The 21,239-nt window shown below is 71.4% G+C and carries 18 protein-coding genes, 1 tRNA gene and 1 pseudogene; 11 read left to right on the top strand and 9 right to left on the bottom strand.

Annotated features, from left to right (window positions below; translation table 11 throughout):
- Window positions 1-75: 75 nt before the first annotated feature.
- Both GA0070617_RS20130 and GA0070617_RS20125 read right to left on the bottom strand, forming a co-directional pair.
- Entirely contained in the window at window positions 76-1,071 is a 996-nt protein-coding gene (locus tag GA0070617_RS20130; RefSeq protein WP_175440597.1) for an LLM class flavin-dependent oxidoreductase, read from the bottom strand.
- Between the two features lie 131 nt (window positions 1,072-1,202).
- Entirely contained in the window at window positions 1,203-1,682 is a 480-nt protein-coding gene (locus GA0070617_RS20125) for an Lrp/AsnC family transcriptional regulator (protein ID WP_091440905.1), read from the bottom strand.
- Between the two features lie 102 nt (window positions 1,683-1,784).
- On the opposite strand from GA0070617_RS20125, the gene GA0070617_RS20120 reads away from it, so the two are divergent.
- A complete protein-coding gene (locus tag GA0070617_RS20120) occupies window positions 1,785-2,945 on the top strand; it encodes a trans-sulfuration enzyme family protein (protein ID WP_091440900.1) in 1,161 nt (386 codons plus the stop codon).
- A 213-nt stretch (window positions 2,946-3,158) separates the two neighbouring features.
- On the opposite strand, the gene GA0070617_RS20115 is transcribed toward GA0070617_RS20120, so the two are convergent.
- Window positions 3,159-3,719 (bottom strand): hypothetical protein, encoded by a 561-nt coding sequence (locus GA0070617_RS20115; RefSeq protein WP_244891690.1) that lies wholly within the window; start codon window positions 3,717-3,719, stop codon window positions 3,159-3,161.
- Between the two features lie 220 nt (window positions 3,720-3,939).
- Window positions 3,940-4,016 (bottom strand) — tRNA-Leu (locus GA0070617_RS20110).
- Between the two features lie 95 nt (window positions 4,017-4,111).
- On the opposite strand from GA0070617_RS20110, the gene GA0070617_RS20105 reads away from it, so the two are divergent.
- The 8 genes from GA0070617_RS20105 (at window position 4,112) to polA (ending at window position 14,252) form a co-directional block, all read left to right on the top strand.
- Window positions 4,112-4,732, top strand: coding sequence for an ANTAR domain-containing response regulator (locus tag GA0070617_RS20105; RefSeq protein WP_091440894.1), 621 nt, complete (start codon window positions 4,112-4,114; stop codon window positions 4,730-4,732).
- A 61-nt stretch (window positions 4,733-4,793) separates the two neighbouring features.
- The gene (locus tag GA0070617_RS30700) at window positions 4,794-6,137 is read left to right on the top strand and encodes a hypothetical protein (RefSeq protein ID WP_175440596.1); all 1,344 of its coding nucleotides are present in this window, start codon (window positions 4,794-4,796) and stop codon (window positions 6,135-6,137) included.
- Between the two features lie 253 nt (window positions 6,138-6,390).
- On the top strand, window positions 6,391-7,554 hold the full coding sequence (locus GA0070617_RS20095; protein ID WP_091440891.1) for a branched-chain amino acid ABC transporter substrate-binding protein: 1,164 nt from the start codon (window positions 6,391-6,393) through the stop codon (window positions 7,552-7,554).
- Window positions 7,555-7,653: 99 nt separating this feature from the next.
- Window positions 7,654-8,604: a branched-chain amino acid ABC transporter permease gene (locus GA0070617_RS20090; RefSeq protein ID WP_091440888.1), complete on the top strand. Its 951-nt coding sequence runs from the start codon at window positions 7,654-7,656 to the stop codon at window positions 8,602-8,604.
- Window positions 8,601-9,755 carry a branched-chain amino acid ABC transporter permease gene (locus GA0070617_RS20085; protein WP_091440885.1) on the top strand — a complete coding sequence of 385 codons (1,155 nt, stop codon included), beginning with the start codon at window positions 8,601-8,603 and terminating at the stop codon, window positions 9,753-9,755. Before GA0070617_RS20090 ends, GA0070617_RS20085 begins: the two co-directional genes overlap by 4 nt.
- The gene (locus GA0070617_RS20080) at window positions 9,748-10,716 is read left to right on the top strand and encodes an ABC transporter ATP-binding protein (RefSeq protein ID WP_229688204.1); all 969 of its coding nucleotides are present in this window, start codon (window positions 9,748-9,750) and stop codon (window positions 10,714-10,716) included. Before GA0070617_RS20085 ends, GA0070617_RS20080 begins: the two co-directional genes overlap by 8 nt.
- A complete protein-coding gene (locus GA0070617_RS20075; RefSeq protein ID WP_091440878.1) occupies window positions 10,706-11,416 on the top strand; it encodes an ABC transporter ATP-binding protein in 711 nt (236 codons plus the stop codon). Before GA0070617_RS20080 ends, GA0070617_RS20075 begins: the two co-directional genes overlap by 11 nt.
- Window positions 11,417-11,552: 136 nt before the next feature.
- Window positions 11,553-14,252 (top strand): DNA polymerase I, encoded by a 2,700-nt coding sequence (polA, locus tag GA0070617_RS20070; protein WP_091440875.1) that lies wholly within the window; start codon window positions 11,553-11,555, stop codon window positions 14,250-14,252.
- Between the two features lie 9 nt (window positions 14,253-14,261).
- Here the strand turns inward: polA and GA0070617_RS20065 are convergent.
- The 4 genes and pseudogenes from GA0070617_RS20065 to GA0070617_RS20050 all read right to left on the bottom strand — a co-directional run.
- Window positions 14,262-14,600: pseudogene (locus GA0070617_RS20065) on the bottom strand (DUF3140 domain-containing protein); the annotation flags it as partial.
- Entirely contained in the window at window positions 14,590-14,805 is a 216-nt protein-coding gene (locus GA0070617_RS20060; RefSeq protein WP_091440868.1) for a hypervirulence associated TUDOR domain-containing protein, read from the bottom strand. The pseudogene GA0070617_RS20065 and the gene GA0070617_RS20060, both read right to left, overlap by 11 nt.
- A 116-nt stretch (window positions 14,806-14,921) precedes the next feature.
- Complete coding sequence (locus GA0070617_RS20055; protein WP_229688203.1) at window positions 14,922-15,524, bottom strand: Uma2 family endonuclease; 603 nt, start codon at window positions 15,522-15,524, stop codon at window positions 14,922-14,924.
- A gap of 92 nt (window positions 15,525-15,616) precedes the next feature.
- On the bottom strand, window positions 15,617-16,468 hold the full coding sequence (locus GA0070617_RS20050) for a class I SAM-dependent methyltransferase (RefSeq protein WP_091440865.1): 852 nt from the start codon (window positions 16,466-16,468) through the stop codon (window positions 15,617-15,619).
- A 391-nt stretch (window positions 16,469-16,859) separates the two neighbouring features.
- On the opposite strand from GA0070617_RS20050, the gene rpsA reads away from it, so the two are divergent.
- Both rpsA and coaE read left to right on the top strand, forming a co-directional pair.
- The gene (gene rpsA / locus GA0070617_RS20045; protein WP_091440861.1) at window positions 16,860-18,359 is read left to right on the top strand and encodes a 30S ribosomal protein S1; all 1,500 of its coding nucleotides are present in this window, start codon (window positions 16,860-16,862) and stop codon (window positions 18,357-18,359) included.
- Between the two features lie 162 nt (window positions 18,360-18,521).
- Window positions 18,522-19,700 carry a dephospho-CoA kinase gene (gene coaE / locus GA0070617_RS20040; RefSeq protein WP_091440858.1) on the top strand — a complete coding sequence of 393 codons (1,179 nt, stop codon included), beginning with the start codon at window positions 18,522-18,524 and terminating at the stop codon, window positions 19,698-19,700.
- Here coaE and GA0070617_RS20035 read toward each other — a convergent pair.
- A complete protein-coding gene (locus GA0070617_RS20035; RefSeq protein WP_091440856.1) occupies window positions 19,606-21,225 on the bottom strand; it encodes a hypothetical protein in 1,620 nt (539 codons plus the stop codon). The two genes, coaE and GA0070617_RS20035, sit on opposite strands and share 95 nt — an antisense overlap.
- Window positions 21,226-21,239: the final 14 nt, after the last annotated feature.

Here is a 21,239-nt window from a genome sequence, read left to right as displayed (position 1 = left end):
ATGCCGTACCACCACCGAGGACAAAACTAGGCGGCCTCGGCGACGGGCCGGTGACGTGGCTATGAAGAGCGTGTTTCAGGCACTCCGGCGCAGGCCACCGGCCACCTTCTCGGCGATCAACTCGAACGACCGCACCCGGTCGGCCACGTCGTACACCAGCGTGGTCAACATCAACTCGTCCGCACCGGTACGCGCCAACAACTCCGTCAACTGCCGCCGGACCGTCTCCGGCGACCCCAACGCCTGCCCCTCCCGCCGGGCCAGCACGAACTCCCGCTCCACCTCGGTGTACGGGTACTCCGCCGCCTCCTGCGGGGTGGCCAACGGCTCCGGCCGCCCCGAACGCAACCGCAGGAACGACAACGCGCTCGGCGCGGCCAGCCACTCCGCCCGCTCGTCGGTGTCGGCACAGACCGCGTTCACCGCCACCATCGCGTACGGCTCGGCCAGCCACCGCGACGGCCGGAAGTGCTTGCGGTACAACGCCAACGCCGGCAACGTGTGCTGCGCACTGAAGTGGTGCGCGAACGAGAACGGCAACCCCAGCAGCCCGGCCAACTGCGCGCTGAACCCACTGGAACCCAACAGCCACACCGCCGGCATGTCCCCCCGGCCCGGCGTGGCCGTGATCGGCCCCGGCCGCTCACCGGTGAAGTAGTTCACCAGATCCGCCAACTCCTGCGGGAAACCCTCCGCCGACAGCCCCTCCATCGTGCGCCGCAACGCCAACGCGGTCACCTGGTCGGTGCCGGGCGCCCGCCCGATCCCCAGATCGATCCGCCCCGGATGCAACGCCTCCAGGGTGCCGAACTGTTCGGCCACCACCAACGGCGCGTGGTTGGGCAACATCACCCCACCCGAACCCAACCGGATGGACGAGGTGTTCGCCGCCAGGTGCGCCAGCAACACCGCCGGCGCGGAACTCGCGATCGCCGGCATGTTGTGGTGCTCGGCCACCCAGAACCGGCGGTAGCCCAACTCCTCGGTACGTCGGGCCAGCTCGGTGGTGTGCCGCAGGGCCGCGCCGGCGGTGGTCCCGGCCGCGACCGGAGCAAGGTCAAGAACAGACATCGGTACGTCGATCACACCATGCCCCAACCCGCCCCCCCGCCCGTTCTGTTCCCACCCCCGTGCAAGGAAGGGCCCCCTGTTAACGCTTTCTGATGTACAGGGGCCCTTCCAAACACCCCGGGACCGCCTGGTCAGCCCGCTCCGCGTACCTGCTCGAAGATCAACGACGTCTCGGTGTGCGCGACCGCCGGATCCACCGCCAGATGGTCCAGCACGAAGTCCCGCAACGCGTCCCCCGACGCCGCCCGCACGTGCAACACGTAGTCGTCGGCACCCGCCACGTGGAACACCGACACCACCCCCGGCAACCGCACCGATCGGGCCCGGAACGCGTCCACCGCCGCCCGCTCGTGCGCCGTCAACCGGACCGACACCAACGCCTGCAACGGCAACCCGACCGCCGCCGGATCGACGTCGGCGTGGAAACCCCGGATCGCCCCGCACTCGCGCAGCGCCCGGGTCCGGGTCAGACACGTCGACGCCGCCACGCCCACCCGCTCGGCGAGGGCGTTGTTCGGCAACCGGCCGTCGGCGGCCAGCTCGGTCAGGATCGCGCGGTCGACGTCGTCCAGGGCCGCGAACGGCCGCACATCATTCGGTACAGCAGGCATCCGCCCATCCTGCTTCGAACATCAGCGCGCGGAAAGGGGTCCGTGAAGAATCTTCCACAGATCACTTGCCTCGATGCGGCCAGATGTTCGACGCTTCCCGCCATGACGACCGTGGACACCCGAGCCGTGCACGCCGGCCGCGCCGACCTGGCCGCCCTCGGCGTCCACGCCCCACCCATCGACCTGTCCACCACCAACCCGCTGCCCTCGGTCGACGCCGGCGGCCACACCTACGAGACCCTCGCCACCGGCGGCACCCTCCCCACCGGCGACAGCCCCGTCTACCAGCGCCTCTGGAACCCCACCGTCGCCCGGTTCGAAACCGCCCTCGCCGACCTCGAAGGCACCACCGACGCCGTCGCCTTCGCCAGCGGCATGGCCGCCCTCACCGCCACCCTGCTCGCCGCCGCCACCGACGGACGACGACACGTCGTCGCCGTCCGCCCCCTCTACGGCGGCACCGACCACGTCCTGGCCACCGGGCTGCTCGGCACCACCGTCAGCTGGGCCCACCCCGAGCAGGTCGCCACCGCGATCCGCCCCGACACCGCACTGGTCATCGCCGAGACCCCCGCCAACCCCACCCTCGACCTCGTCGACATCGCCGCCCTGGCCGACGCCGCCGGCGACGTACCCCTGCTCGTCGACAACACCGTCGCCACCTGCGTACTCCAGCAACCCGCCCGGCACGGCGCGGCCCTGGTCCTGCACAGCGCCACCAAGAGCATCGGCGGACACGGCGACGTCCTCGCCGGCGTCGTCGCCTGCGACGCCGGCTGGGCCACCCGACTACGCCAGGTCCGCGCCCTCACCGGCGCGATCCTGCACCCCCTCGGCGGATACCTCCTGCACCGCGGCCTGCAGACCCTGCCGCTACGGGTGCGCGCCCAGCAGGCCGGCGCCGAGAAACTCGCCGGCTGGCTCGCCGGTCACCGGGCCGTCACCCGGGTCCACCACCCCAGCCTGCACGACCCCGCCGGGCTGGTCGGCCGCCAACTCGCCGGCGGCGGCAGCCTGCTCGCCTTCGAGGTAGCCGGCGGCGCGCCCGCCGCCACCGCCGTCGCTGACGCCTGCCGGCTCATCACCCACGCCGTCTCCCTCGGCGGCGTGGACACCCTCATCCAACATCCCGCCTCGCTCACCCACCGCCCGGTCGCCGGCGACGCCCGACCCGCAGCCGGACTCCTGCGCCTCTCGGTAGGCCTGGAGGACCCCGAGGACCTCCGCGACGACCTGGCCCGCGCCCTGGCCACCCTCGGCTGACGCCCGCAGGCCCCACCGGCCCCGGGCCGTCGGCGCACCCGGGCCTCTTCCGGAACGACTCCTCGGCGCCGGTGTCCCGGACCCCACCGGCCCCGGGCGGTCGGCGCACCAGGGCCCCGACGGCCGCCGCGCGCGACCGGTACCCCAGGCCGCGCCGCCTTCGGCCGGCCCCGGCGGCCGCCGCGCTCGGCCCGGCGGTCGGGCGCGCGGTGCTCAGTGCTTCGGCCCGACATGCCGATCGAGTACGGCCACCGCCGAGCGCCGCGCCACCGACAACGAGTACGGCATGTTCATCCGCCACTCGACGCCGAGCAGGTCGAGGGCCCACTGGCAGAGGCCCATGATGTCGGTCGACCGGTTGGAGAACATGTACCGCGGATAGACGTAGACCTTCCCGCGGGTGGTCACCCGGTTGGTGGCTCGACAGCCGTCGGAGTGGAACAGGCCGCGGAGGAAGTCGCCGGGGTGGTCGGCGACGATGCGGCGCTGCCAGTCGGCGAGCACGATCGGCCGCTCGTGCTTCTTGCCCGGCCCGTGCTGCGGCAACAGACACGGCCAGTGCGCGCCACTGCTCTGCACCAGGACACATCCCTGCTTCGGGGTCCGTTGCACCCGGGCCGCGAGGACGGCCAGCATCGCCTGCTCGCAAGCGTCGATGAGGCCGGGGTAGATCTCCGTGCAACTGACCCGCAGCACGGGTGCCTTCGTCGACGTGACAAGGTGGCCGTCGCCCAGGTAGAGGCCCAGCAGGTAGGCGTAGCTGACAATGTCCACCGGGCCGGCCAGAGCCGGGTTGCAGCGGAAGCAACGCAGGGCTGTGCCGTGCTGCTTCCGTTCTGTGCGGTCCCGGCACCAGTGCCAGACGGTCTGGTAGGGGAGTCCTACCTGACGCGCCGTCTCGGCAACCGTGCATCCGGAGAAGTAGATGCGGCGGGCCAGAGTATGGATCTCAAGCGGATGCACGCGGTCATATTCGAACAGGCGTATGACACTTTGGTGCCCCCGGTGGGACTCGAACCCACACTGTCGGAGGTTTGAGCTCCGTCTCTCTTCCGGTTGGAGTACAGGGGCTTCCGTGATTCGGCACTGACAGACTACCCACTAGGCTGGAGACGGTGACACCCGGGCACGGCGGGTGTCGGAGCACAGACTGGTGGGAGTGGCTCGTGGCGGAGACGCAGACGGATGCCGAGCGTAGGCGCGTACTGATCGCCGAGGACGAGGCGCTCATCCGGCTGGACCTGGCCGAGATGCTGGTCGAGGAGGGCTACGAGGTGGTCGGCGAGGCCGGTGACGGTGAGACCGCCGTCCGGTTGGCCGAGGAGCTCAAGCCCGACCTGGTCATCCTGGACATCAAGATGCCGATCATGGATGGTCTGGCCGCCGCCGAGCGGATCGCCGGGGGCCGGATCGCGCCGGTGATCATCCTGACCGCGTTCAGCCAGCGGGACCTGGTCGAGCGGGCCCGTGCCGCCGGGGCGATGGCGTACCTGGTGAAGCCGTTCCAGAAGAGCGACCTGGTGCCGGCGGTGGAGATCGCCCTCTCCCGGTACGCGGAGGTCTCGGCGCTGGAGGCGGAGGTGGCCGGGCTGACCGACCGCCTGGAGATCCGCAAGACCGTGGAGCGTGCCAAGGGCGCGCTGATGACCACGTACGGGATGACCGAGCCGCAGGCGTTCAAGTGGATCCAGCGCACCGCGATGGACCACCGGATGACCATGAAGGAGGTCGCCGAGCGGATCCTGGCCGAGACCGCCGGCGGCGAGGTGGCCGAGCCCGCCTCCTGAGTGTCGCCGCCCCGGTGTGACGGGGCGTCGGGTGTGGCCGGGCATCGATAGCATCCGGTCCATGTTCGCGCGGCGTGCTCTCGCGTCCCTGGTCGTACCGCTGCTGGTGGTTGTCGGTTGTCGGGCCGAGCCGGTCGCCGACGGTCCCGCCGCCGACGCACCGGTGGTGCGGCCGGACTGGGCCGCGGGCGTGGTGGAGCCGCCCGGTGGTGCGCCCGGCCGGTTGCTGGTCCGCGACGCGGTGGCCTGCGGCGGGCGGTGGTACGCGGTGGGCGCGGTGGCCGCGGCCGACGGGGGGACCAGGCCGGCCTTCTGGGCCTCCGACGACGGGCGGTCCTGGCGGGCGCGGGCGGTACGCGCGGAGTCGTTCTACGGCGCGCGGAACGTGCTGTACGCGGTGGGCTGCCGGGATCCCCGGGTGGCGGCGTTGGGGGCGAAGTCCGGTGGGGCGCACGGCAATCCGCGGGTGAGTGCCTGGCGGCAGGCCGCCGACGGCGCGTTGGTCGAGGTGCCGGCGGAGTTCGAGACCTTCGGCGGCCCGGAGGCGGTGGCGGTGGCCCGGGTCGCCGGCGGCCCCGGGGGGTGGCTGATCGCCGGTGGACGGGTCTCCGGGGCGGCGGTCTGGACGTCGCCGGACGCCGGGGAGTTCACGCTGCGTTCGGGGGTTGCGCAGTTGGCCGGGGACGCCCGGGGGCGGACCGCCGGCCTGGACGCGGTGGCCGCGTCGGACGGCTGGGTGGTGGTGGGTTGGTTGCTGCCGCCCGGCGGTACGGCTTTCGTACCGGTGGTCTGGACGTCGTCCGACGGGCGGTCCTGGCGACGTTCGACGTTGCCGGATCGGCTGTCCGGCGTCGAGCGGGACGGGTCGACGTCGGCGGTGGGCGACCCGGCGTCGGCCGGCGGGTCAACCAGGGGTGGCTCGGCGTCGACCGGCGGGTCGGCTCCTGGCGGGTCGGCTCCTGGCGGGTCGACCCCGGGCGGGTCGGCTCCTGGCGGGTCGACCCCGGGTGGGTCGGCCGAGCGGGTGGTGTCGGTGGCGGGGGAGCCGGTGGTGGTGGGCGCGGTGGGGCAGGGGTTCGTGCTGTGGCGGCGGGTGGCCGGGCGGTGGCGGGTGGCCGGCGGGTTCGCCGGTGCGGCGGGTGGCGCGGGGGTGCGGTCGGTCGACGGGCTGGCGGCCGACGGCGCGGGGCTGGCCGTGGCGGTGGGGGTGGGCGCCGAGCGGTCGCTGTGGTGGTCCGGTGACGGGGGTGGCTCGTGGGGCGAGGTGGCCTTGCCGGTGGAGGTGCCCGGCGGTGGTGACCACCCGGTGACCGTGACCGTTGGCGGTGGTCGGCTGGTGGTCTTCGTCGATGACGGCCGATCGTCCGGTGTCTGGTCCGTTCGGACGGCGGATCTTGTCCGGTGAGGGGTTTTCGGGGCGTGATTTCCGGCGCCGAAACAAACTCGAAAAATACTCGGAGCGCAACCTTCTTACAGCGATGGTCGCTGTTTCGGCATCGCGTGTAACGGTTCGGTCAATCCCCACTGTCGGGACTTACGCCATCACTCGGCCGTGGGATAACGTCCGCCCCCAGACCGGGATCGCGGTCGGCCTGGTCCACCTCGCAGGGTTCTGTTTCTGCGGCGGGTCGGGCCATCGAACAAGGAGGGTACGAGCCGTGAGGCAGAAGCTCGCACGGGTGCTCGGTGGTGTCGCCATCAGCGCGCTCGTCATCAGTGGCGCGGCCGCGTGTAAGGCCGACAGTGGTAGCGAGGGTACCGGCAGTTCCGCTGCCTGCGACCTCAAGCTTGGTTTCTTCGGGCCGCTGACCGGCGACGCCGCGGGTCTCGGTATTCACATGCGTAACGGCACCAAGCTGGCCATCGACCAGTACAACGCCGAGAACGCGGACTGCAAGGTCAACCTGACCGAGTACGACTCGCAGGGCGACCCGGCCAAGGCCCCGGCGCTGGCCCAGCAGGCGGTCGGCGACACCAAGGTCGTCGGCATCATCGGCCCGGCGTTCTCGGGTGAGTCCGAGGTGGCCGACCCGATCTTCGACCAGGCCGGTCTGCCGATCATCACCCCGTCGGCGACCCGTCCGAGCCTGAGCGAGAAGAACTGGAAGATCTTCCACCGGGGCGTCGGTAACGACACCTCGCAGGGCCCGGCGGCCGGCCGGTACATCAAGGACGTGCTGAAGGCCGAGAAGGTCTACGTCGTCGACGACCAGTCGGCGTACGGCGCGGGTCTGGTGGACGAGGTCAAGAAGGTCCTCGGCACGGTGGCCGGTGAGGACAAGATCCAGGTCAAGCAGACCAACTTCTCCGCCGTCGTCAGCAAGATCGTCGGCAGTGGCGCGACCGCTCTCTTCTTCGGTGGCTACTACACCGAGGCCGGCCTGCTGATCAAGCAGCTGAAGGAGGCCGGTTGGAAGGGCACGATGGTCGCCGGTGACGGCGTCAACGACGCCAACTTCATCAAGGTCGCCGGTGAGCAGGTCGCCGAGGGCACCATCCTGACCTGCCCGTGCGCCCCGGCCACCGCGGCCGAGGGTTCGTTCGTGACCGACTACAAGGCCGCGTTCAACGCCGACCCGGGCACCTACGGCGACGTGTCGTACGACATCACCAAGATCTTCCTTGAGGCCATCAAGGACGGGAAGTCGAGCCGCGAGGACATCCTGGCCTTCATCAAGGCCTACAACAAGGCTGGCTCCGCCACCGGGGTGACCTACAAGTTCGAGTCCAACGGCGAGCTGGACCCGGCTCAGGTCGTGGTCTGGGCGTTCAAGGTCAACGCAGGCCAGGTCGTTCCGGACATCGAGATCCCGAAGGCCTGACCGGAGTAATCCGGTCCCGCCTCACCGGGACGCCATCACGATGCGGCCGGGAGTTCTGCTCCCGGCCGCGCCGTGTGGCCGCACAGTTGGAGCCCTCACGTGAACTTCGCTGAGTTCTTCGGGAACTTTCCCGCACTCACCATAACCGGGTTGGAGCAGGGCGCGATCTATGCGCTCGTGGCCCTCGGCTACACCCTGGTCTACGGCGTTCTCCGCCTGATCAACTTTGCCCACTCCGAGGTCTTCATGGTCGGTACCTTCACCGCCCTGTGGACCTGGCAGGCGCTTGGCTACAGCCAGAACTCCGCCGCTCCGGCGTTCGGCGCCATGCTGGTGGCGGTGATCATCGGTCTGCTCGCGGCGGCGGCGGCCTCCGCCCTCACCGCGGTGACCGTCGAGGTGGTGGCGTACCGCCCGCTGCGCAAGCGCAACGCTCCGCCGCTGGCCTTCCTGATCACCGCGATCGGCGCGTCGTTCGTGATCGCCGAGGCCTTCGGTGTCGGTACCAACCGGGCGCCGTTCGGCATGCCGGTGATGATCCCCTCGGAGACCCTGTTCACCGTCTTCGGTGCCGCGGTCACCAACATCCAGTTGCTGGTCCTCGGCGTCACCCTGGCGATGATGGTGGCGCTCGACCAGTTCGTGAACCGCAGCCGGCTCGGCCGTGGTATCCGGGCGGTGGCCCAGGACGCCGACACGGCGGCCCTGATGGGTGTCAACAAGAACCGGGTCATCATGCTGGTGTTCATCCTCGGTGGTCTGATGGCCGGCGTGGCCGCGCTGCTGTGGAGCCTGCGGTACGGCTACACCAAGTTCAACGTCGGCTTCCTCATCGGGCTGAAGGCGTTCTCCGCCGCTGTCCTCGGCGGCATCGGAAACCTGCGCGGGGCGCTGCTCGGTGGCCTCCTGCTCGGGATCGCGGAGAACTACGCCGCCGGCCTGTTCGGCGGTGAGTGGAAGGACTTCACCGGGTTCGTGCTGCTGGTCGTGTTGCTGATGTTCCGGCCGACCGGTCTGCTCGGCGAGTCGCTGGGGAGGGCCCGCGCATGACCGCGACCGCGGACAAGGGAAAGCTGTCCCAGATGAGGCAGCGCTGGTCGAACATGCCCAAGCAGGTGCGGTGGGCAGGGCTGGTGGCGCTGGTCGCCTTCTTCTACATCCTGCCGAACCGGTGGTTCTACGAGTACCTGGGCTTCCCGATCGGCAGCGAGTACTTCGCGTTCTACACCACCCGGTCGGACTTCGCCGCGGTGCTCTTCGACACCTCGGTCTTCGTGCTGCTGGCGGTCGGCCTGAACGTGGTGGTCGGCTTCACCGGTCTGCTCGACCTGGGGTACTTCGGCTTCTACGCCATCGGCGCGTACACGGTGGCGTTGTTGACCTCGCCGGCGAGCCGGCTGGACCTGACCTGGCCGTGGCTGGCGGCGGTGCCGGTGGCGATCGTGGTCACGATGATCTCCGGTGTCATCCTCGGTACGCCGACGCTGCGGTTGCGCGGTGACTACCTGGCGATCGTGACGCTCGGCTTCGCCGAGATGATCCGGCTCTACGCCGCCCGCACCGACGGCCTGCTGCAGGGCCAGCGGGGCATTCCGGAGGTGCAGCACCCGCCGGGCCCGGTGGTGGACGGCAAGCCGCTGTTCGGGGTGGTCGACTCCAAGCCGTACTACTGGCTGATCCTCACCGTGATCATCCTGGTCATCTTCCTGATGCGGAACCTGGAGCGCAGCCGGGTGGGTCGGGCCTGGGTGGCCATCCGGGAGGACGAGGACGCCGCCGAGATCATGGGCGTGCCCACCTTCAAGTACAAGCTCTGGGCGTTCGCCATCGGCGCGGCGGTGGGTGGTCTGACCGGGGCGATCTTCGCCGGGAAGCAGACCTTCATCAACTCGGACAGCTTCCTGCTGGAGAGCTCGATCCTGGTGCTCGCCGCGGTCATCCTCGGTGGTGCCGGTGGTATCAAGGGAGCCATCATCGGTGGTGCGCTGACCTGGTATCTGCCGGAGTGGTTCCGTGGCTTCGGTGAGATCATCGGGTTGGAGTTCGACACCGCCGAGTACCGCATCCTGATCTTCGGTCTGATCATCATCGTGATGATGATCTTCCGGCCGCAGGGTCTGGTGCCGAACCGGCGGCGGGCGGCGGAGTTCGCCGACCGGCGTAAGGAAGCGGTTCCCCAGGAGACGGTGCCCAGTGAGTGAGCCGAAGATGAACAGCGAGCGGGACGAGTCCAGCGACCGCGACATCACCGCCGACGGGCGGGCCACGGTCGGGGTACCGCCGGAGCCACCGTCGGACGAGGCCAAGCCGGTTGTGCCGGCCACCCCGGCGGAGCCGACCCCGGCCACCGCGGCGGAGCCGGCTCCGGCGACGCCGGGCGCGGCCGGGCGGGAGCCACTGCTGGAGGTCGACCACGTCACGCTCCGTTTCGGCGGCGTGGTCGCCCTCAACGACGTCAACTTCACCCTGTACAAGGGGGAGATCCTCGGTCTGATCGGGCCGAACGGCGCCGGCAAGACGACCTGCTTCAACGCCATGACCGGCGTCTACCGCCCGACCGAGGGTGAGATCCGGTTCAAGGGGGAGCGGGTGAGCGGTCGGCAGCGGTCGTGGATCACCAAGGCGGGCATCGCCCGGACGTTCCAGAACATCCGGCTCTTCCCGGAGATGACCGCGCTGGAGAACGTGATGGTGGGTGCGGACGCCCACCACAAGACCAGCGTCATCTCCGCCATGCTGCGCCTGCCGCGGCACTGGAAGGAGGAGCGGCACGGCCGGGACAAGGCCCACGACCTGCTGAAGTTCGTGGGGATCCCGCGTCGTGCCGGGGACCTGGCCCGCAACCTCTCCTACGGCGAGCAGCGCCGGTTGGAGATCGCCCGGGCGTTGGCCACCGACCCGACCCTGCTCTGCCTGGACGAGCCGGCCGCCGGCTTCACCCCGGCGGAGAAGGAGGAGTTGCTCGTCCTCATCCGCAAGATCCGTGACAGTGGCACCACCGTGCTGCTGATCGAGCACGACATGCGCCTGGTCATGGGGGTCACCGACCGGATCGTCGTGCTGGAGTTCGGCAAGAAGATCGCCGATGGTCTGCCCGCCGACGTGCGGGACGACCCGAAGGTGATCGCCGCGTACCTGGGGGTGCCGACCGATGCTGCTTGAGATCAAGGACCTGACCCTGCTGTACGGGCGGATCCAGGCGCTGCACGGGATCAGCCTGGCGGTCAACGAGGGCGAGGTGGTGGCACTGATCGGCGCCAACGGCGCCGGTAAGACCACCACCATGCGGGCCATCTCCGGGCTGCGCCCGGTGGCGGCCGGCTCGATCGTCTTCGACGGCACCGACGTCACCAAGATGCGCGCCGACCTGCGGGTCATCCGGGGCATCGGGCAGGCACCCGAGGGCCGGGGGGTGTTCCCCGGCATGACGGTGATGGAGAACCTGGAGATGGGTGCCTACACCCGCAAGGACCGGGCGGAGATCCACAAGGACCTGGACATGGTCATGGGTCTCTTCCCCCGGCTCAAGGAGCGGCGCAAGCAGGCCGGTGGCACCCTCTCCGGTGGTGAGCAGCAGATGCTGGCCGTGGGGCGGGCGCTGATGGCCCGGCCCAAGCTGCTGCTGCTCGACGAGCCCTCGATGGGGCTGGCCCCCATGCTGATCCAGCAGATCTTCGAGATCATCACGCAGATCAACCAGCAGGGGACCACGATCCTGCTGGTCGAGCAGAACGCCCAGCAGGCGCTGTCCCGGGCGCACCGGGGCTACGTGCTGGAGACCGGTCGGATCGTCAAGGAGGGCACCGGTCAGGAGCTCCTGCACGACCCGGCGGTCAAGGAGGCGTACCTCGGCGTGGCCTGACCCGTGGCACCGGCAAGCCGGTGGGGGCGCGCTCGCGCCTCCACCGGCTTCGTCGTGTGTGCCTGTCGGCGGGTCGGTCCCGACACGGGCGGAGCGGCCGAGGGGGTTGTCACACCGGCGGACTAGAGTCGCCTGCGTGACAGCTACTACGCCGCGCCTGCTCCTCGTCGACGGACACTCCCTGGCATACCGGGCCTTCTTCGCCCTGCCGGTGGAGAACTTCTCCACCACGACCGGGCAGCCGACCAACGCGGTGTACGGCTTCACCTCGATGTTGATCAACGTGTTGCGCGACGAACGGCCCACCCACATCGTGGTCGCCTTCGACGTCTCCCGCCGCTCCTTCCGCACCGAGCGGTACGCCGAGTACAAGGCCGGCCGCAGCGAGACCCCGGACGACTTCAAGGGCCAGGTCAGTCTGGTCAAGGAGGTGCTGGCCGCGCTGCGCATCCCGGTGGTGGAGAAGGAGGGCTACGAGGCCGACGACGTGCTGGCCACCCTCGCCTGCCAGGGCCGGGACCAGGGCATGTCGGTGCTGGTCAGCAGCGGCGACCGGGACGCCTTCCAGCTCGTCGACGACCGGATCACCGTGCTCTACCCGCGCAAGGGCGTCTCCGACCTGGCCCGGATGGACGCCGCCGCGGTCGAGGCGAAGTACGGTGTCGGCCCGCAGCGTTACCGTGACCTGGCCGCTCTGGTCGGCGAGACCAGCGACAACCTGCCCGGGATTCCCGGGGTCGGGCCGAAGACCGCCGCCAAGTGGATCAACACCTACGGTGGGGTGGAGGGGGTCGTCGCCCGCGCCGACGAGATCAAGGGCAAGGCCGGCGAGAGTCTGCGGGAGCGGCTCGCCGACGTGATCCGCAACTACGAGCTCAACCGGTTGGTCAGTGACCTGGAGCTGCCGCTGCGCCCGGAGGACGCCCGCTGGACCGGCTGGGACCGGGAGGCCGTGCACCAGGTCTTCGACACCCTGGAGTTCCGGATCCTGCGGGACCGCCTCTACCAGTACCTCGACGCCGTCGAGCCGGAGGCCGAGTCCGGGTTCGACCTGACCGGGCAGGTGCTCACCGCGCCGGGCGCCCTGGCCGACTGGCTGGAGACCCACGCCCCCGCCGGCACCCCGGTCGGGGTGGCGGTCAAGCTGGACACCGGCCCCAACCGGCGGCACACCGCCGGGGTGCTCGGCCTGGCCCTGGCCACCGCCGACGCCGCCGCGGCCTGGGTCGACCCGGCCACCCTCGAGGCGACCGACGAGAACGCCCTGGCCGGCTGGCTGGCCGATCCGGCCCGGCCGAAGGTCCTGCACGACAGCAAGCCTGCGGTGCTCGCGTTCGCCGCCGCCGGCTGGTCGTTGGCCGGCATCGCCCGGGACACCCAGATCGCCGCCTACCTGGCCCGCCCCGACCAGCGGTCCTACGACCTGACCGACCTGGCCCTGCGCTACCTGCACCGGGAGCTGCGGGTGGACGCGCCGGAGACCGGGCAACTGACCCTGGACGGGCTGGGCGACGACGGGCAGGCCGAGGAGAACCTGATGCTCCAGGCCCGCGCCACCCTCGACCTGGCCGACGCCATCGACGCGGAGCTGTCCCGCGACGGCGAGCAGTCGGCCCGGTTGATGGCCGAGGTGGAGTTGCCGCTGATGCGGGTCCTGGCCGACATGGAACGGATCGGCATCGCCGCCGACACCGACTACCTGACGGAGCTGGAGGCGCACTTCGCCGCTGAGGTGAAGGCCGCCGCGCAGGCCGCGTACCGGGTGGTGGACCGGGAGTTCAACCTGGGCTCGCCGAAGCAGCTGCAGGAGATCCTCTTCGGTGAGCTGGGTCTGCCCAAGACCAAGAAGATCAAGACCGGGTACACCACCGACGCCGACGCGCTGGGCTGGCTCTACGCGCAGACCGAGCACCCGTTGTTGCACCACCTGCTGCGGCACCGGGACGTGGCCAGGCTCAAGTCCACCGTGGACGGTCTGCTCAAGTCGATCTCCGACGACGGGCGGATCCACACCACCTTCAACCAGACGGTGGCGGCCACCGGTCGGCTCTCCTCCACCGAACCCAACCTGCAGAACATCCCGATCCGCACCGAGGAGGGCCGGCGGATCCGTCGGGCCTTCGTCGTGGGGCAGGGCTACGACTGTCTGCTGACCGCCGACTACAGCCAGATCGAGATGCGGATCATGGCGCACCTGTCGTCGGACGAGGCGCTGATCGAGGCGTTCAACTCCGGTCACGACTTCCACGCCGCCACCGCCTCCTCGGTCTTCGAGGTCGCCGTCGAGACGGTCACCGCCGACCAGCGTCGCAAGATCAAGGCGATGAACTACGGCCTGGCGTACGGGCTGAGCGCGTTCGGTCTCTCCCAGCAGCTCGGCATCACCGCCGAGGAGGCCCGGGCGCTGATGGAGAACTACTTCGCCGGCTTCGGTGGGGTCCGCGACTACCTGCACGAGGTGGTCGCCAAGGCCCGACAGGACGGCTACACCTCCACCGTCCTCGGCCGCCGGCGGTACCTTCCCGATCTGGTGAGCGACAACCGGCAGCGCCGGGAGATGGCCGAACGGATGGCGCTCAACGCCCCGATCCAGGGCTCGGCCGCCGACCTCATCAAGCTGGCCATGCTGCACGTGGACACCGCGCTGCGCTCCGCCGGCCTGCGGTCACGGATGCTGCTGCAGGTGCACGACGAGTTGGTCTTCGAGGTCGCGCCGGGCGAGCGGGAGGCGCTGGAGGCGTTGGTCCGCAAGGAGATGGGCGCGGCGTACCCGCTCTCGGTGCCGCTGGAGGTCTCCGTCGGTGAGGGCACCGACTGGAACAGCGCCGACCACTGAGCCGGGTCACCGTAGTGGATCGTGGCCCCAGTTCATCAGCGACCAGCGCCACCGGGTGTCCCGGACGTCGCCGGACGGGCGTTGGGCGAGGTGCCGGTGCACGTACCCGATGACCTTGCGCATGTGTGCGTAGTCCTGGGCGGTCAGGTCGGCGCGTTTGCGCCGCAGCAGGTCGACGATCCGCCGGCCGGAGGCGTGTCCGACCGACTCGCCGCCCTTGGTGCCCTTCTTCCGCCAGCCGACGTGTGCGGACTCGTCGCTGGCCAACCACGCCGACAGTTCACCGGGGGTCATGTTGACCGCCTCGCCGAACTCGCGGTAGGTGTCGCGTCCCTGGTCACGACTCATGGCGTAGCGCCTCCGGTCGGTGTGCGACGTCCCGGCCCGAGTGGTCGTTGCGAATGCGGTACTGGGGCTGCTGCGGACTGGCGTCGACGGCGCGTCCACTCACCCGGGTCCGTTCGGTCAACTCCTCGGTGACCACCCCGCGTCCCCGGCCGCTGTGGCTGGCCCAGGAGACGTGGTCACCCTTGCGGAACCTCTGCTCGGCCATGACCGGCGGGTACCCGCCGTGGCGGCGGAATAACGACCGCGCTTCGGCCCGGCCACCCCAGGGTGCCGTGGCGTTGCCGGCGACGCGTGCCCGGGCCGGGGAGGTGCTGGTCGGGGTCAGGGGGTGATGTCGGCGACCGGGAGCTTGAGGACGAACGGCTCGGTCAGCTCGATCACGTCGGCGCTGTCGGTGACCAGCTCGTACTGGGGCACACCGGCCGGACCGGGCTGCTCGCCGAGCCGGTACGCGTAGACGTGCACCGGGTTCTGCTCGATCCGCCAGTAGTGGGCGATCCCGACGGCGGCGTACTCGCCGGGTTTGGCGAACCGGTCGGTCCACCGGGTGCCGGGGGAGACGATCTCGACGGCGAGCACGACGTCCGCCGGATGCAGCAGGGACCGGTCCCGGTCCACCTCGGCGTGGCGCAGCAGGACGTCGGGTTGGCGGCTGGTGTTGGCCGAGAGGGCCACGCCGACTGCCTGCGAGGCGCGCAGGTGGCGCGGCGCGTGTTCGGCCAGCCAGCGCCACAGCAGACTGGCGATGTCCTGGTGGCCCAGGGTGGGGGAGGGTGTCACCCGAATGACTCCGTCGACGAGTTCGACGCGGGGGGCGTCGTCCGGCAGGTTGCGCAGGTCGGCAAGCGTGTAGTCGGCACGCTGCTGCCGGATCGGGTCCGGACACCAGGGGCCAGGTGATGTCGGGATCGGTTCGGCACTCACCGGCTCAGCGTAGCCCCGCTCCGGCCCGCCGACGTCGCACCGCCGGTGCGACGGTTCCGTTGGACCGGCACCGGCACCGGCACCCGGCCGGGTCACGGCGCGGGCTTCTCGGCGACGAAGATGGCGGTACCGGGGAAGAGCCGGCCGCGCAGCGGGCTCCACTGTCCCCAGACGCCCTCGTGACCCGCCGGCCACTCCGGCTCCACCAGGTCGGTCAGGCGGAACCCGGCGTCGACCAGCTCCCGGATCCGGTCACCGAGGGTGCGGTGCTGCTCGACGTAGGTGGGCGTGCCGGTGGCGTCCTGTTCGACGTACGGGCTGCGGTCGAAGTACGAGTGCACGGCCCGCAGGCCGCCCTCGCCCGGGTCGTCGAGGAAGATCCACCGCATCGGGTGGGTGACCGAGAAGACCCACCGGCCGCCCGGGCGCAGCACCCGGTGCACCTCGCGCATCACCGCGGCCGAGTCGGCCACGAAGGGGATCGCCCCGAACGCGGTGCAGGCGGTGTCGAAGGCGGCGTCGCCGAAGGGCAACGCCAGGGCGTCGGCCTGCACCAGCGGCACCCGTACCCCGGTGCGGTCGGCGGCCTGGCGGGCGTGGCGCAACATGCCGGCGGAGAGGTCCACGGCCACCGCCTGGGCGCCCTGGGTGGCCAGCCAGCGGGCGGCGGCGGCAGCACCGCAGCCGACCTCGAGGATCCGCCGGCCGGCCAGTTTGCCGAGCAACCGGGCATCGGCCTCGCGTACCCCCTCCGGACACCACACGAAGTCCAGGTCACCGAGGAAGGCGCCGTGCTCGGCCTGGTAGTTGTCGGCGTCGACGTCCCACCAGACCCGGCTGGCCCGGCGGGCATCCGTGTCGGTCACCGGGCGGCGCAGCACACCCGGATCCTCGGATCCGGCCGGCTCGTCCGGTCCGGTGTTGCCGGGCTGGTCGTCGGTCACCCCGGCAGTCTAGGGGCCGTCCGGGCCGGTCCCCGGCACGCGTGGACCGGGGGTGTCGCGGGTCTGGTGGCCGGATTCCCGGGCTGCGATCAGCGGGACCTTTCGCCTGTGTGCCCCTTTTTCGGCGCAGAGCGGACCGCTCGGGCCACAAAGCGGGCCGGATCACGTACCCCGGGGCTTGCACGCTGTGGTAATGCACACGGTAGGGTGGTGGATGCGCTCGCGGATCGTGTGCCTCGGCAGGGAGCAGGTGCGCGGCCACCGGAGCCACTAATGATCTTCTGACGGCGATCGTTCGGTGTGCCCCGGCAGGCGGATCCGTTGGCGCGAACAGGTCACCGCAACACACCAGCCTGCTGTGACACACCATCCGACCGGAGCAACCGCCCACATGACGAGCAGCATCGAGGCCCCCTCGAGCGCCAACAAGGTCACCGTCGACGACATCGGTTCCGAGGAAGCTTTCCTCGCCGCGATCGACGAGACCATCAAGTACTTCAACGACGGCGACATTGTCGAAGGCACCGTCGTCAAGGTCGATCGGGACGAGGTCCTGCTCGACATCGGCTACAAGACCGAGGGTGTCATCCCCTCTCGGGAGTTGTCGATCAAGCACGACGTGGACCCGGCCGAGGTCGTGTCGGTGGGCGACCACATCGAGGCCCTTGTCCTCCAGAAGGAGGACAAGGAGGGGCGTCTGATCCTCTCGAAGAAGCGCGCGCAGTACGAGCGGGCGTGGGGCACGATCGAGAAGATCAAGGACGAGGACGGGGTCGTCCGCGGTTCGGTCATCGAGGTGGTCAAGGGTGGCCTCATCCTCGACATCGGGCTGCGCGGCTTCCTGCCCGCCTCTCTGGTCGAGATGCGGCGCGTGCGTGACCTGCAGCCCTACGTCGGCCGCGAGCTCGAAGCCAAGATCATCGAGCTGGACAAGAACCGCAACAACGTGGTCCTGTCCCGCCGGGCCTGGCTGGAGCAGACGCAGTCCGAGGTGCGCACCGAGTTCCTCAACAAGCTCCAGAAGGGGCAGGTCCGCAAGGGCGTCGTCTCCTCGATCGTCAACTTCGGCGCGTTCGTCGACCTCGGCGGCGTGGACGGCCTGGTGCACGTCTCCGAGCTGTCCTGGAAGCACATCGACCACCCGTCCGAGGTGGTCGAGGTCGGCCAGGAGGTCGAGGTCGAGGTGCTCGACGTCGACCTGGACCGCGAGCGCGTCTCGCTGTCGCTGAAGGCGACCCAGGAGGACCCGTGGCGGCAGTTCGCCCGGACCCACGCGATCCAGCAGATCGTGCCGGGTAAGGTCACCAAGCTGGTGCCGTTCGGTGCCTTCGTCCGGGTCGACGACGGCATCGAGGGCCTGGTCCACATCTCCGAGCTGGCCGAGCGCCACGTGGAGATCCCGGAGCAGGTCGTCCAGGTCGGCTCCGAGGTCATGGTCAAGGTCATCGACATCGACCTGGAGCGTCGCCGGATCTCGCTCTCGCTCAAGCAGGCCAACGAGGGCTTCGTCGAGGGCGAGGAGCACTTCGACCCGACCCTCTACGGCATGGCCGCCGAGTACGACGACCAGGGCAACTACAAGTACCCCGAAGGCTTCGACCCGGAGACCGGGGAGTGGCTCGAGGGCTACGACAAGCAGCGCGAGGAGTGGGAGACGCAGTACGCCGAGGCCCGTCAGCGCTGGGAGGCACACACCAAGCAGGTGCAGACCTCCCGGGCCGCCGACGCCGAGGCCGCTGCGAACCCGGCTCCGGTCGTGTCGGCCGGTGCCGGCACCACCACCTCGACCTCGTCGTCGGCGCCGAGCCGGCAGAACGAGGAGCCGGCCGGCACGCTGGCCACCGACGAGGCGCTCGCCGCCCTGCGGGAGAAGCTCGCCGGCGGCAAGTGACCGCTGAGGGCGCTCGCTGAGGACAACGGGCCCCGCCGCGACGATCCGGTACCCCCGGACCGTCGGGGCGGGGCCCTGCCCGTTTCCGCGTCCCGGTGGTCGCCGCGGGGTGAACCGGGCGAAGGCGTTGGCGCACCGGTGCCGATCGGGTTGACTGGGCTGATGCTGCGCGTGGGACTGACCGGCGGGATCGGATCGGGTAAGAGTGCCGTGGCGAGCCGCCTGCGGGAGCTGGGCGCGGTGCTCGTCGACGCCGACCGGGTGGCCCGCGAGGTGGTGGCCCCCGGCACCGACGGCCTGGCCGAGGTGGTGGCCACCTTCTCCGAACGGGTGCTCGGCCCCGACGGGGCACTGGACCGGGCCGCCCTGGGCGCGGTGGTGTTCGGCGACGAGACGGCCCGACGGCGGTTGGAGGCGATCACCCATCCCCGGGTCCGGGTCCGTACCGCCGAACTGGTCGCTGCCGCAGCGCCGGACGCGATCGTGGTCAACGACGTACCGCTGCTGGTCGAGGTGGGGCTCGCGCCGACGTACCACCTGGTGGTGGTGGTGCAGACGGCCGTGCCCGTCCGGTTGGCGCGGCTGGCCCGTGACCGGGGGATGAGCCGGGCGGAGGCCGAGCGGCGGATCGCCGCGCAGGCCGACGACGAGCGACGCCGCGCGGTCGCGGACGTCCTGGTGACCAACGACGGGAGCCTGGCCGAGCTGCACGAACAGGTGGACGCGCTCTGGCGGGAGCGGCTGCTGCCCTACGCGGAGAACCTGCGCCGCCGCCGGGCGGTCAGCCCACCGCGGACCGGATTGACCGGGCCGGACCCGACCTGGCCGCAGCAGTACGCGCGGCTGGCGGCCCGGATCCGGCACGCGCTCGCCCCGGCCGAGCCCCGCGTCGACCACATCGGTCCGACCGCCGTGCCGGGTCTGGCCGCCCCGGACGTCATCGACATCCAGCTCACCGTGGAAACCCTTGCCGACGCGGACGGGCCGCTCGCCGACCGGCTCGTCGACGCCGGTTTTCCCCGCCGGCCCGGACAGTGGTGGGACCGGGCCGGGTCGGCCGGCGGCGAGCGGGTGGCGAAGCGGCTGCACGGCAGCGCCGACCCGGGTCGTCCGGTACGCCTGCACCTGCGCCAGGTCGACGCGCCGACCTGGCGTTGCGCTCTGCTGCTCCGCGACCACCTGCGTGCCGCCCCCGACCAGCGGGTCGGGTATCCGGCGCCGGGCCGGGAGCCGACCGCCGCGCCGGCTACCGGCGGCTGCCCGACGGCGCGGGATCCGGGGTGCGAGGAGGAGCACCGACGGGCCGAGCGGTGGGCCGAGCGGACGGGGTGGCGGCCGTGAGCGCCGACAGGCGTGGCACCGGCCCGGGCACCAGGTCGAGCTGACTCCAGGTGCTGGCGGCGGTGCGCAGCTCCAACCGGCGGAGCAGGCCGTCGCGGTCGATCCAGTAGCGCAGCGGGGCCGCACCGTCGGGCACCTCGATGACGTCCACGGTCCGTTCCGCGAGCCGGTCCTCGCGCAGCCGCACGGCCGACGCCTCGGACACGTCCGTCCGGCCGGCCCGCAGCGCCGCCGCGAGCAGCCGGTCGGGGTCGGTCCGGTCGGTGCGGATGGACCGCCAGCCGGTCGTCGGTGGCGGCAGCGGCGGCCGCCCCGGCGCCTCGGCGGTGCCGTCGGCGGCTGCGGCCCGGGTCACCAACCTGGCCGCCCCGGTCCGGTCGTGTCGCAGCAGCGTCCGCTGACCCGGTGTGGCCAGGTCGGCGACCGACAGGTACGCCGACCGCTCGGTCCAGCTCACCCAGCCGGCGCCGCGCAGATTGGTCGACGCGGTGACCGGCGCGGTCAGGGTCAGCCGGGCGCCGCCGGTGGCGCGCAGCCGGGTCGCCAGCCGGGTGAACCGCCGTCGTTCGACCTCGGTGAGCGCCCGGGGCAGTCCGGGCCGGCCGCCCAGGGCGGGCACCGGCCGCAGCACCGGACGGTCCGCGCGCAGCAGCTCCACGGTCAGCGGTACGCCTCCGGGCAGGCGGGTCGTCAGGCGGTGCAGGCGGGCGTCCCGGTCGAGCCAGAGGCGCGGCTGGTCGTCGAGCGCCGGGGCGCCGGGCAGCGCGGCCCGGAGGATGTCCAGTGGTCCACCGGCGGCGTCGGCACGGCCCAGCCACCGGGCCTCGTCGCCGGTGGCGACCGGGTCGGGTTGCGGTGCGGCCAGGGCGAACACCAGGCGGAGCACGACGTCCAGGGCACGCTCGGCAGACGGCTCGCGCAGCCGCCAGCGGTCGGCCGGGGGCAGCAGCGGGGGCAGCGCGGGGGTGGGCACCGCGGTGGGGTCCGGCCGGGTCAGCGCCACGGTGGGGGTGGCCTGGAGCAGCCCTCGTTCGTCACCGGCGCCGGGACCGCCGACATCGAGGTAGACAAGTGGGCGGGCCCAGTCGATCCAGCCGAGCAGGTCGGTGCGGTTGCCACCGGCGCCGATGACGACCCGCAGGCCGGCACGGACGTCCCGGTGGTTGGTGACCCGCATCGCGGCGAGCCGTTCGGCTTCGGCGGCGGTGGCCGCCCGGTCGGCGGCGGGCGGTTCGGGCACCCAGGTCAGCAGGACGGCGACCAGCGCGACGGCGGAGGCGGCAGCCGTGGTGGTCAGGGCCACCAGCATCCGCCGCCGCAGGCGGACGAGCTCCGCCGGGGTGCCGGCGTCGTCGTCCGGGCCATCGTGGTCGTGGTCGCCGCCGGCGGCGGGGCTGCTGACCGTTGTGCCGTTGCCGGCCGGGCCACGGACCGCCGTGCCGTTGCCGGCGGGGCTGCTGACCGCCGTGCCGTTGCCGGCGGACGCCGGGGGGCTGACGCGCCCGGATCGGGCTGAGTTGGTCACGCAGGGTTGAACTG

The sequence above is a fragment of the Micromonospora yangpuensis genome (genome assembly GCF_900091615.1).
Classification (GTDB): Bacteria; Actinomycetota; Actinomycetes; order Mycobacteriales; family Micromonosporaceae; genus Micromonospora; species Micromonospora yangpuensis.
The sequence above is the reverse complement of the archived record's forward strand: the minus strand, read 5'-3'. Positions and strand labels throughout refer to the sequence as shown.